We start from the raw sequence: 12242 nt of genomic DNA, 5'->3' as shown, positions 1-12242 counted from the left end.
CTCAAGTGTTAGTACACTAGAGTTTTAGCCATGCCTTATTATTATGAATCTAAATACAGTTGCTGCATTACTTGCCCAATCATGCCAGATTAATACTGAACTTACTGGTATTTGTATTGATAGTCGCGAACTCAAATCAGGTAGTTTATTTATTGCTATTCACGGGGAGCGTTTTGATGGTCATGATTTTATTAAAGAAGCTGAATCTCGCGGTGCGGTAGCTGCAATAGTGAGTCGTATAGTAGATGGAGTACATATCCCACAGTTTGTTGTTCCTGATCCAATTCAGGCGTTGGCTAAGATAGCAGCTGCACACCGACAAAATGTGCATTGTCCAGTTATTGCGCTTACTGGTTCTAATGGGAAAACTACCACAAAAGAAATGATTGCCGCTATTCTACCTTCCCCCTCGCATTCTACCAAAGGAAATCTCAATAATCATATTGGTGCCCCATTAAGTGTTTTTCAACTAAATAGTCAACATCGTTATGCTGTTTTTGAATTAGGGGCAAATCATCCAGGTGAAATTGCGCATACGGTTGCAATTGTTCATCCTGATGTTACTTTAATTAATAATATTGCTCCAGCACATGTGGAAGGTTTTGGTTCTATAGATGGTGTGGCCCGTGCTAAAGGAGAAATACATCAAGGTTTATCTTCCGCAGGAACCGCGGTAGTCAATGATGATGATGCTTATGCACATTTCTGGGATGAATTGTTGCTGGATAAAAAAGTACTTCGTTTCTCTATAGAACATCCTGCGGATATTTATGCTCAAGATGTTCAGTTGGATACTCAAGGTTGTGGACAGTTTTCTTTAATAGTTCCTAATGGGCGAGCCGATATTCATTTAAAAGTCCCTGGTTTACATAATGTTCGTAATGCATTAGCAGCAGCTGCTTGCTGTCATGCTATAGGTATCTCCGCTAAAGAGATTCAACAAGGGTTAAATCTCTTTGGTGGAATAAAAGGCCGTTTGACTGTTCTTGCTGGAAAAAATCAATCTACAGTAATTGATGATACTTATAATGCAAATTTACGCTCAGTTTTGGTTGCTTTAGAAGTATTAGCAGAGCGCCCCGGGAAAAAAATTTTTGTGTTTGGCGACATGGGCGAATTGGGAGCTTGGGCAACTCAACATCATCAAGAGGTTGGGATTGCAGCGCGTCGTTTAGGCATTGATCAGCTCCTTTGTTGTGGTTCTAATAGCAGATTGGCTGCAGAGGCATTTGGGGTTGGTGGTGAGTATTTTTCCAGCCAAGAACAGCTTGTACAAAATCTAGTTGGAAAATTATCCGCTGACACGGTGGTTTTGGTTAAAGGATCTCGTTCTAGTGCCATGGAAAAAATTGTGCATCAGCTTATATAAATTAAATGGTGATTGGATTCGTTCATCATGGGATTTCTTGTACTACTAGTCAATTTTTTGTGCGTGCAAAGGACAAGTGTTTCGAGTTATTGAGGTTGTATTAAGAGTAAATGTGCACCGTAGAAATACTTGTAACGCCAAATGAGGCAAAAGATGTTGTTATGCGAGTGGTCTATTGAATGAATTGAATTACGGGTTCAAGAATTTTTTTACAGAATGCTGAATGGATTGTATGTTTATGGTATGCTTGGCCACTTTTTGGCCCATTAACCTGTTGGGCATTATTTAATAAGAACCTATCATTGGGCGCTAACGAGAGGAACAATTTATGCTTTACTGGCTAACGCAGTTATTTCAAGGACAATATCATGCGTTACGAGTTTTTCAATACCTGACTTTTAGATCTATTTTGGCTTCTTTAACTGCTCTTATAGTAGGATTAGTATGTGGTCCTATTATGATTCGTTGGTTACGTGGCTTGCAGATAGGTCAGATGGTACGAGATGATGGACCTCAATCACATTTATCTAAAGCAGGCACTCCAACTATGGGTGGGGTGTTGATTTTATTAGCAGTTACTGTGAGTTGCTTGCTCTGGGGCGATTTGCAACAGCCCAGTTTATGGCTTGTTCTTTTAGTGACTTTAGGAAATGGGGTTGTTGGCTGGGTTGATGATTATCGCAAACTAGTATTAAAAAACAGTAAGGGCCTGCCTGCACGTTGGAAATATTTTTGGCAATCGGTAGTAGCACTAATCGCAGTAATTTATTTGTACATGCATGCAGCTTTGCCAGTACATACACAGTTAACTGTGCCTTTTTTTAAATCATTGACTATAGGTTTAGGTATATTTTTTCCTGTTCTAGGTTATTTTGTTATTGTGGGAAGTTCTAATGCGGTGAATTTGACTGATGGATTAGATGGATTAGCAATTATGCCTATAGTCATGGTTGCTGGGGCTTTAGGTATATTTGCGTACGCGTCTAGCAATGCAGTCTATGCACCTTATTTGGGCATACCCTATGTTCCCAACACTGGAGAGTTAACCATTTTTTGTTCTTCAATTGTTGGTGCAGGTCTTGGTTTTCTTTGGTATAACAGCTACCCTGCTCAAGTATTTATGGGTGATGTAGGTTCTTTAGCCTTGGGGGCTGCGCTAGGTATTGTTGCTGTAGTGATTCGGGAAGAGTTGGTTTTATTAATGATGGGTGGTTTGTTTGTTATTGAAACAATCTCTGTCATTTTACAAGTAGGATATTTCAAGTACACTCATGGTAAACGATTATTTCGAATGGCACCTTTACATCACCATTTTGAGTTAAAAGGATGGTCGGAGCCAAAAATAATTGTTAGATTTTGGATTATTACTGTAGTGTTTGTTTTATGCGGATTAGCGACTTTAAAACTTCGATAAAAAGGTGCACTCATGAATCCTCCGTTGTATTTAATTGCAGGTTTGGGTAAAACTGGTTTATCAGTAGCACGGTATTTACGTAGAAATAATAAACCATTTATTGCTTTTGATACGCGCGCCCAAGCGCCGAGTATTGCTGAGTTTACTCGAGAATTTCCAAATGTCTCTCTTTATATCCAAGATATTCCTGATGAAATAATCCACCAACTCTCAGATATTATTGCCAGTCCAGGGTTGTCTTTAGACACCCCTTTTTTAAAGAAGGCTATGCAGGTAGGCGTAGCTATTTATGGTGATATAGAGTGTCTGGCTCGTGAGATTCATGCCCCAGTCATAGCAATTACTGGAACTAATGGAAAATCAACGGTTACTACTTTAGTGGGAGAAATGGCTAAGGCAGCAGGATATAAAGTTGCCGTCGCTGGGAATATTGGAACACCAGTTCTTGATATGCTTGATGATGAACATCAATATGATCTTTGGGTTTTAGAGTTATCAAGTTTTCAATTGGATTTAACTTATTCATTGGAGCCGATTGCTGCTACTATTTTAAACGTGACTCCTGATCATTTAGATAGGCATCATACTATGGAGGCCTATATCCAAGCGAAGCAGCGAATCTACCATAAAGCACAAGTCGCGTTATTTAACCGTGATGATCTTGATACTGTTCCTATGGCTTCTAGCCATGATGAGGTAAGCATCAGCCCCAAATCCTGCACTAGCACCCCTTCATCTACTCTTCAAGCTCCTTCTCTCTGGGACGAGGGAGAAAATGAAAAACGCCATTTGAGAGAAGATATTAATCGGATTTCTTTTGGTAAAAATGCTCCTGAAAAAAACAATTGGGGTTTAATTCGGCAAGAGAATAAAATATACTTGGCAAAGGGCCATACTTGCTTTTTGCCCGTTGACTCTGTATTAATCAAGGGAGTGCATAATTGGTTTAATGCACTTGCCGCATGTGCTTTAGCCGATACGGCAGGTATTACACAGCAACACATTATTGAGGTATTAACTACATTTACGGGATTGCCTCATCGTTGTCAATGGGTGCGAACCCTAGATGGCGTAGATTGGATAAATGATTCAAAAGGGACAAATATTGGTGCAACAATCTCTGCAATTAATGGAATAGGAGGTTCTATGCAAGGAAAGATTGTACTTATTGCCGGTGGGCAAGGAAAAGGAGCTGATTTTAGGGAACTGGCTCAACCGATTGCTGATTTTGTAAGATCCATTATTTTAATTGGTGAAGATGCAGATAAAATAGAGGCTGCATTGGCGGATGTAGTACCAATATCACGCGCTTCCTCATTAGATAACGCTGTCGAAGTTGCTAAGTTACAGGCAAAACCAGGTGATGTAGTTTTATTATCTCCTGCATGTGCTAGTTTGGATATGTTTCGCGATTTTAATCATAGAGGCGAGGCTTTTGCTTCTTTAGTAAACGGGTTATAAGTCGATGCGACCAAGACATGTGAATCAACGGGGTAAACCTGTCAGCAAACCTATTTCGCTTTATGATAAATGGCTGATTAGTGTCGTTATTGGTTTATTGATTATTGGGCTTATGATGGTTGCCTCAAGTTCAGTCATGATTTCTACCAAATATTTTCATCAACCGTTTCATTTTTTGATTCGTCAAGTGTGTTATTTAGCTGCAGGTTTAATTGTTGCTTTAGTGATTGTTAGAACCGATAGTAGTGTTTGGGAGCGTATTAGCATGCCAATGCTGATGGTATGTTTGTTCATGTTGTTGATTGTATTGGTTCCCGGAATTGGTCGTTCAGTCAATGGTAGTAGACGATGGTTAGCATTAGGACCTATAGGAGTTCAAGTTTCTGAATTAGCCAAGCTTACTATGATTTTTTATTTGGCAGGTTATTTAGTTCGTCAGCAAAAGGCAGTGAGTAGTAGCATTTTGGGCTTTATTAAGCCTATGGTCATTTTAGGAGTGGTATCACTATTGTTACTGCTGGAGCCTGATTTTGGCGCTACTGTTGTGATTTCAGGTACCGTTATGGCTATGCTGTTTTTAGCAGGGGTAAAATTACGTTATTATATAGGTTTGATGTTAGTAGTCATGGGGGCATTAGCCTTTTTGGCAGTTTCGTCTCCTTATCGAGTTGCTCGTCTGACCGCATTTTTAGATCCTTGGGCAGACCAATATAATAGTGGCTATCAGTTGACCCAATCTTTAATTGCATTCGGACGAGGTGGCTGGTTTGGGGCTGGTTTAGGAGAAAGTATCCAAAAATTATTATATCTTCCTGAAGCACATACTGATTTCTTATTTGCTGTTTTGGCAGAAGAATTAGGTTTGGTAGGTATTTTAATGGTTATGGCTTTATATAGTATTTTAGTAATTAGAGGTTTGACCATTGCATATAATGCTTATATACAGGAGCGATTATTTGCTTCATATACAGCGTACGGATTAACCTTTTGGCTGGGTTTACAAGCGGCTATTAATATGGGGGTTAACTCGGGTTTGTTACCCACAAAAGGATTAACTTTGCCACTGATGAGTTATGGTGGTGCTAGTATGGTTATCAATTGTGTTGTAATTGCGTTATTATTGCGCATTGATCATGAGAATCGTTGGCAGGCTCTTGGGTTGAGGCCGCTATCAACCTAAATATTCCATCAGAAATAATACTCATTTGATGGTAAGTTTAGGTCAACATAAGGGGGAATTGTGAGCAATTCGGGACAATTTATATCTTCACGGATGGGTTGCGTAGAGCAAATACATTTTGTTGGGATTGGTGGTGTTGGTATGTGTGGAATTGCTGAGGTTTTACACAATCAAGGATATCGCATTACAGGCTCAGATTTAGGCGAAGGAAGCACGGTACAAAGATTAAAATCTTTGGGGGTTCCTGTTTATTTAGGGCATAAAGCAGAGCACATAAAAGGTGCTGATGTTGTAGTTCGTTCTTCAGCTGTGGAGTTTAATAATCCTGAAATAGTAGCGGCACGCGAACAAATGATTCCAGTTATTCCACGAGCAGCAATGCTTGCGGAGCTTATGCGCTTTCGACATGGTATCGCTGTAGCCGGAACTCATGGTAAAACAACAACTACAAGCTTAGTAAGTAGTGTTCTCGCTGAAGGAGGATTGGATCCAAGCTTCGTGATTGGTGGAAAACTAAACAGCTTAGGGGTTAATGCTCAACTTGGTAAGTCTCCTTATTTTGTTGTTGAGGCAGATGAAAGTGATGCATCATTTTTATTCTTGAAACCTATGATGGCAATAGTGACTAACATCGATGCAGATCATATGGACACTTATGAAAACAATTTTGAAAAATTAAGAACTACCTTTCTTGAGTTTTTGCATCATTTACCTTTTTATGGTTTGGCTGTGGTATGCATTGATGATCCTGAAGTACGCAAAATCTTACCGGCTATTGAGAGACCTACACTAACTTATGGGTTTGTAGAAGAAGCTCATTATCGTGCGGTAAATTGGACGCAAAACGAACTTATTAGTGAGTTCACGGTCATTCGCCCAAAATCTCATTCTCCATTAAAAATTCAATTTCAGTATCCTGGCCGCCATAATGTATTAAACGCTTTAGCTTCAATTGCAATTGCTACACAACTAGGTGTCGATGATACTTCTATTATTCGAGCTTTGGAAAAATTTCAGGGTGTGGGTCGTCGGTTCCAAATGTTAGGCGAGAAAAAATTTGAGAAGGGATCCGCTATTGTTGTTGATGATTACGGACATCACCCTCAAGAAATTCTATCAACCATAGATGCATTTCGTCATGTATGGCCCAACAAACGTTTAGTACATGTATTTCAACCACACCGTTATACACGAACCCAATCGTTACATGATCAATTTGTGGATGTGTTAAGTCTTGCTGACGAGTTGTTTTTATTTGACATTTACTCTGCAGGGGAGTCCGAAATTCCTGGTGTAAATAGTGAACGCCTGGCACAAAAAATAAGAAACAAGGATAAAAAGGTTACTTTGGTAGATGAACAATCTCTTAAAAAGAGTTTAGATCAATCGGTAAAAGAGGGTGATGTGATACTGATGCAAGGTGCTGGGAGTATTGGACAAATTGCGGTGAACTTGATGCAAGAATTATGAGAACAAAATGAGTGCAATAGAGAATAATTGTGATCTTACATATAAATTGCAAGGTACTTTGCTTTATAATGAATCTTTGGCGGAATATACTACCTGGCGTGTTGGTGGGCCTGCCGCCAAGCTTTATAAGCCTGCAAATATTGCTGATTTGTCGTTATTTCTTCGCCAGCTTCCTGAAACAGAACCTTTGTTGTGGTTAGGACTGGGTTCTAATTCTTTAATTCGAGATAGTGGCTTCTCAGGAACGGTTATTCTTACCCAAGGATGTTTAAAAGAAATGTCGCTTATGGGGGCTCAGACAGTTAAAGTAGATGCAGGAGTATCTTGCGCGAGCATGGCACGTTTCTGTGCCCGCAATGGCATGTCTGGTGGTGAGTTTTGGGCAGGAATTCCTGGGACTATGGGAGGGGCTTTACGGATGAATGCCGGTTGTCATGGCAGTGAAACTTGGCAATTTGTAGTAGAATTGCAAACCATGACTCGAAAAGGTGAAATAAGAGTTCGTAAACCCGAAGAGTATGAAGTTGCTTATCGCCACGTTTTAGCGCCTTCAGATGAGTGGTTTGTTTCTGCGACATTTAAGCTTAATCTCGGTAATAAAGAAACTTCTTTGCAAGTGATAAAGGATTTGTTAGCTCATCGAGCAAATACACAGCCTACAAATGAATATAACTGTGGGTCGGTGTTTAGAAATCCTCCTGGCAACTATGCAGCTCAGTTGATTGAATCTTGTGGATTGAAAGGATTCACAATAGGTGGGGCAGTAGTTTCTCAAAAGCATGCCAATTTTATTATCAATCATCAAGGTTCCGCAATCGCAGCTGATATTGAAGCATTAATTCATTTAGTACAAACTAAAGTTCGTGAGCAGACAACAATTGAGTTGATGCGCGAAGTACATATTATTGGAGATTATTAATGTCTAAGCTTCTCAACCTGGTTCTGCTTTATGGTGGAAAATCTGGAGAGCATGAAATTTCATTGATTTCAGCGGCATCTGTTTTAGCGCATTTGGATGCTAAAAAATACAATATTATTCCTGTTGCTATGGATAAAGATGGATTATTGCATCAACATCAGTATCAGGATTTACTAGCATACAAAGAAAAACTTCCTGTAGTGACTGAAAACTCAAAGCCTTTAGCAGGCTTACTTATTAATGGACGTTTATCTGTTGACGCAGATATTGTTTTTCCTATAGTACATGGACCTTTATATGAAGATGGCTGTTTACAAGGAATGCTTGAGTTATCAGGGGTTGCCTATGTTGGTTGCGATGTGCTTTCTTCTGCCATTGGAATGGACAAGGATATGGCAAGACGTATCGTTTGTATTAATGGCCTAAAATCAGCAAATTATAAGCTTCTGTCATGGCATACCTCAGCATCTGAAAGACAACGTTTTTGTCAAGAAGTTGCTACAGAATTTGGTTGGCCTTTATTTGTTAAACCTTGTGCCATGGGCTCGAGCGTAGGGATACATAAAGCAAAAAATATGGCTGAGCTAATCAATGCTGTAGAGGATGCTCTACGCTATGACGAAGAAATCTTAGTCGAAGCATTTGTGTCAGGGAGAGAGATTGAATTATCCGTTCTTGAGAGTATTGTTCCAGCAGGAAAGCCAAGAGTCAGTGTTGCGGGTGAAATTCGAGTGAATCATCCTGACGGTTTTTATTCTTACTCAGCAAAATACTTGGAGAGTGGGAAAACTGATTTAATAATACCTGCTCTTTTAAGTCAGACTTTGTATGAACAATTAAAGCAAGCAGCAGCAGATATCTTTCTTCGATTAAAATGTAAAGGAATGGCGCGTGTCGATTTTTTTGTTAATGAAAAAACGGAGACAATTTATTTTAATGAAGTAAACACATTACCAGGATTTACTTCGATTAGTATGTATCCAAAATTATGGCAGGCAAGTGGTTTATCATATCCTGATTTGCTTGATGAACTGATTCGCATTGCGATAGTACACCAGAACTGTCGTCGACATTTAGTAACCAATTACCTATGAATGTCATGGATAAAAATAGGAGTGTTGTTTTTGGGAATTTGCGTTATATTTGTTGGTTATTAGTATTAAGTTTAAGTGCAATATTTTTGACCTATCGTTTGGGTTATTATTATATGTCTGATGCAGAGCGTTTTCCAATTACTACGGTTAAAGTTTCTGCGAATTATGAACATGTAACCCATCAGGAGCTGGAAAATATATTATCAAAGTATTTGGTTAATGGTTTTTTTACTTTTCCAGTAAGAGTATTACAAGATGAATTAAATGCGATAGGTTGGGTGGATACTGCGAGTGTTGAGCGCATTTGGCCTGATACTTTAAAAATAAAACTTGTTGAAAAAAAACCAGTTGCGATTTGGAATAATGCTTTAATGACGGAGGATGGCAGATTATTTAATGAAGATGCTGTTCCTGCAGATCTAAATATTCCTCGTTTAAAGGGTCCTATATCTCAACAAGTAGACGTCTTACAAGTTTACAAAAAATTGAGTAAGATATTATCAATGTATGATGTGAAAGCCGCTGGACTAAATTTAAGAGAAAACCAATCATGGGTATTGCTTTTAGGCAATGGAATCAAGATATATTTAGGAAAGAAAGAGCTTGAAGCACGATTGCTTCGTTTTTGTAAGGCATATCCTGCGGTATTTGCTGAAAAAATAGAGCAATTGGCAAGCGTGGACCTGCGTTATCCACGTGGTATGGCGGTGCAGTGGAAACAACAAACGGAACGATAATGGCAAAAAAAATAGAAAAAAATATTATCACTGGATTGGACATCGGGACTTCAAAAGTAATTGCATTAATTGGTGAAGTAACCTCTGATGGTACAATAGAAATTATCGGAATAGGTCGTCATCCCTCTCGTGGTTTAAAACGCGGTGTTGTTGTGGATATAGAGGCTACCGTAAACTCCATACAACGTGCAGTTCAAGAGGCGGAACTCATGGCTGGATGTGAGGTGCGAACGGTTTACGCGGGTATCGCAGGAAGTCACATTCGTAGTTTGAATTCACATGGGATAGTGGCTATTCGTGATAAAGAAGTATCGCAGGCTGATGTAGAGCGAGTAATTGATGCTGCAAAAGCAGTAGCAATTCCTGCAGATCAAAAAATTCTCCATGTCTTGCCTCAAGAATTTATTATTGATCACCAAAATAGTATCCGAGAACCTATAGGAATGTCTGGAGTGCGGCTTGAGTCGCGTGTGCATATCGTTACTGGTCTAGTAAGTGCTGCGCAAAATATAGTCAAATGTGTGCGCCGATGCGGATTGGAAGTGAATGATATTATCCTTGAGCAATTGGCTTCAAGTCATGCCGTTCTTACTGAGGATGAGAAAGATCTAGGAGTGTGCCTCATTGATATTGGAGGAGGAACGACAGATATCGCTATATTTTCTGAAGGCGCAATTCAACATACCGCAGTAATTCCTATTGCAGGAGATCAAGTCACTAATGATATTGCTATGGCTTTACGTACACCGACTAAAGCAGCTGAAACCATTAAGTTGAATCATGCTTGCGCATTGTCTGAATTAGCTAATGCAAATCAAATGTTAGAAGTGACAAGTGTAAATGATAGGCCTGGGCGAAAAATTTCAGCTACGGCTCTATCTGATGTGGTTGCTGCACGATATGAAGAGCTGTTTACTTTAGTTCGCAATGAATTACGTCGCAGCGGTTTTGAGGATAGGATGGCAGCAGGTATTGTTCTTACTGGGGGTGCCGCAAATGTGCGGGGGGGTATTGAGCTCGCTGAGCTCTGTTTTGAAATGCCTGTAAGAAAAGGTTTCGCACATTCTGTATCAGGTTTGGCTGAGGCAACTGAAAACCCTTCTTTTGCTACAGGGGTAGGATTATTGTTACATGGTTATCAACAGCAGTACGAATCAAACTACAACGTACCTACAATGAATGATAGTACTCGCAGTTTCTGGGCACGTATGAAAGAATGGTTCCAAGGCAATTTTTAGATGACAAAATAGTTTTAAATTAAATCAGCAGATGTTTTCATTATGGTTATTACTGCTGTTAGATAAAGAATAAACATATGGGGGGAGCGGGGTTATGTTTGAATTAATGGAAGGCCAACATTATACCAATAATGCTGTAATTAAGGTCGTTGGTGTAGGTGGTGGCGGTGGTAATGCCGTTGAACATATGGTCGCAGAGAATATTGATGGCGTTGAATTTATTTGTGCTAACACTGATGCACAGGCACTAAAAGGTTCTAATGCAAAAATACATATTCAACTTGGTGATGAACTTACTAAAGGTTTAGGTGCCGGTGCAAATCCACAAATTGGACGAGAAGCGGCAGAAGAAGATAGAGATCTTATCCGAGAAATTTTAAGTGGTGCGGATATGGTTTTCATCACTGCAGGAATGGGAGGCGGCACTGGAACAGGTGCGGCCCCTGTTTTCGCAGAAATTGCTAAAGAATTGGGAATATTAACTGTTGCTGTAGTGACTAAACCCTTCTCCTTTGAAGGTAAACAACGTGCATTGGCTGCTGAAGAAGGAATACGTCGTCTGGCAGAACATGTTGATTCACTGATCACGATACCCAACAACAAATTACTTAGCGTTCTTGGAAAAAATATCAGTCTTCTTAATGCCTTTAAAGCAGCAAATAATGTTCTACTTGGCGCAGTAAAAGGAATATCTGATTTAATCACTCGTCCAGGTTTAATCAATGTGGACTTTGCAGACGTTCGTACTGTAATGTCGGAAATGGGTATGGCAATGATGGGTACAGGTAGTGCTGTAGGTGAGCAACGAGCACGCCAAGCTGCAGAAGCTGCTATTGCTTCTCCACTACTGGAGGATGTGAATTTCTCTGGAGCTCGTGGCATCCTTGTCAATATCACGGCAGGACTTGACATGTCAATTGGTGAATTCGAAGAGGTAGGCGATGTAGTTAAGGAGTTTATTTCCGATGATGCAACTGTTGTAGTAGGAACTGTAATTGATCCTGAAATGACTGATGAAATGCGTGTTACTGTTATTGTGACAGGTTTGGGAGATGGAAGACAACGTCATCAACAAGCACAACCACAACAATCCCATCGTGCTCGTTTACTTGAAACCACACGAAGCGATGGTTCATTAGATTACCAACAATTTGATAGACCCGCCGTGGTTCGTAAACAAGCTCAGGCAAGCATCTCTTCCACTGCAAAACAAAATAGTGATAATGTTCCTGATGTAGATTATTTAGATATCCCTGCATTTTTGCGTCGTCAAGAAGAGGTATAAATTTGAATTCCTTCTTCTGTTATATAGCGCCACCCACTAAGTTTTAGACAAGGCGCAAGTAAATGAGGCGAGGGA

The 12242-nt window shown here is 39.7% G+C and carries 10 protein-coding genes; all 10 read left to right on the top strand.

Annotated elements, in window-relative coordinates:
* Positions 1-43 precede the first annotated feature (43 nt).
* The 10 genes from Lsan_RS18850 (at position 44) to ftsZ (ending at position 12167) form a co-directional block, all read left to right on the top strand.
* Positions 44-1369, top strand: coding sequence for a UDP-N-acetylmuramoyl-tripeptide--D-alanyl-D-alanine ligase (locus Lsan_RS18850; protein ID WP_058515654.1), 1326 nt, complete (start codon positions 44-46; stop codon positions 1367-1369).
* Positions 1370-1697: 328 nt separating this feature from the next.
* Complete coding sequence (gene mraY, locus Lsan_RS18845; protein ID WP_058515653.1) at positions 1698-2783, top strand: phospho-N-acetylmuramoyl-pentapeptide-transferase; 1086 nt, start codon at positions 1698-1700, stop codon at positions 2781-2783.
* Positions 2784-2795: 12 nt separating this feature from the next.
* Positions 2796-4244 carry a UDP-N-acetylmuramoyl-L-alanine--D-glutamate ligase gene (gene murD / locus Lsan_RS18840; protein ID WP_058515652.1) on the top strand — a complete coding sequence of 483 codons (1449 nt, stop codon included), beginning with the start codon at positions 2796-2798 and terminating at the stop codon, positions 4242-4244.
* Positions 4245-4248: 4 nt separating this feature from the next.
* On the top strand, positions 4249-5424 hold the full coding sequence (ftsW, locus tag Lsan_RS18835) for a putative lipid II flippase FtsW (protein WP_058515651.1): 1176 nt from the start codon (positions 4249-4251) through the stop codon (positions 5422-5424).
* A gap of 60 nt (positions 5425-5484) precedes the next feature.
* Positions 5485-6894 (top strand): UDP-N-acetylmuramate--L-alanine ligase, encoded by a 1410-nt coding sequence (murC, locus tag Lsan_RS18830; RefSeq protein ID WP_058515650.1) that lies wholly within the window; start codon positions 5485-5487, stop codon positions 6892-6894.
* Positions 6895-6901: 7 nt separating this feature from the next.
* Positions 6902-7813 carry a UDP-N-acetylmuramate dehydrogenase gene (gene murB / locus Lsan_RS18825; RefSeq protein WP_058515649.1) on the top strand — a complete coding sequence of 304 codons (912 nt, stop codon included), beginning with the start codon at positions 6902-6904 and terminating at the stop codon, positions 7811-7813.
* Positions 7813-8907 (top strand): D-alanine--D-alanine ligase family protein, encoded by a 1095-nt coding sequence (locus Lsan_RS18820; RefSeq protein WP_058515648.1) that lies wholly within the window; start codon positions 7813-7815, stop codon positions 8905-8907. Before murB ends, Lsan_RS18820 begins: the two co-directional genes overlap by 1 nt.
* A 5-nt stretch (positions 8908-8912) precedes the next feature.
* Positions 8913-9644, top strand: a complete 732-nt coding sequence (locus Lsan_RS18815; protein WP_058515647.1) for a cell division protein FtsQ/DivIB — start codon at positions 8913-8915, stop codon at positions 9642-9644.
* Positions 9644-10882, top strand: a complete 1239-nt coding sequence (gene ftsA, locus Lsan_RS18810; protein ID WP_058515646.1) for a cell division protein FtsA — start codon at positions 9644-9646, stop codon at positions 10880-10882. Before Lsan_RS18815 ends, ftsA begins: the two co-directional genes overlap by 1 nt.
* A gap of 94 nt (positions 10883-10976) precedes the next feature.
* Entirely contained in the window at positions 10977-12167 is a 1191-nt protein-coding gene (ftsZ, locus tag Lsan_RS18805; RefSeq protein WP_058515645.1) for a cell division protein FtsZ, read from the top strand.
* Positions 12168-12242 lie beyond the last annotated feature (75 nt).

The organism is Legionella santicrucis, from assembly GCF_001468135.1.
Lineage (GTDB): Bacteria > Pseudomonadota > Gammaproteobacteria > Legionellales > Legionellaceae > Legionella > Legionella santicrucis.
Note: the sequence above shows the minus strand (reverse complement) of the source record. Positions and strands in the feature narration are given on the sequence as shown.

Excerpts from the sequence above, each read along its gene's own strand:
- Lsan_RS18850 (WP_058515654.1), top strand. The coding sequence starts at position 44 with ATGAATCTAAATACAGTTGCTGCATTACTTGCCCAATCATGCCAGATT.
- mraY (WP_058515653.1), top strand. The coding sequence starts at position 1,698 with ATGCTTTACTGGCTAACGCAGTTATTTCAAGGACAATATCATGCGTTA.
- ftsZ (WP_058515645.1), top strand. The coding sequence starts at position 10,977 with ATGTTTGAATTAATGGAAGGCCAACATTATACCAATAATGCTGTAATT.
- Lsan_RS18820 (WP_058515648.1), top strand. The coding sequence starts at position 7,813 with ATGTCTAAGCTTCTCAACCTGGTTCTGCTTTATGGTGGAAAATCTGGA.
- ftsA (WP_058515646.1), top strand. The coding sequence starts at position 9,644 with ATGGCAAAAAAAATAGAAAAAAATATTATCACTGGATTGGACATCGGG.
- murB (WP_058515649.1), top strand. The coding sequence starts at position 6,902 with ATGAGTGCAATAGAGAATAATTGTGATCTTACATATAAATTGCAAGGT.
- Lsan_RS18815 (WP_058515647.1), top strand. The coding sequence starts at position 8,913 with ATGGATAAAAATAGGAGTGTTGTTTTTGGGAATTTGCGTTATATTTGT.
- murD (WP_058515652.1), top strand. The coding sequence starts at position 2,796 with ATGAATCCTCCGTTGTATTTAATTGCAGGTTTGGGTAAAACTGGTTTA.
- ftsW (WP_058515651.1), top strand. The coding sequence starts at position 4,249 with ATGCGACCAAGACATGTGAATCAACGGGGTAAACCTGTCAGCAAACCT.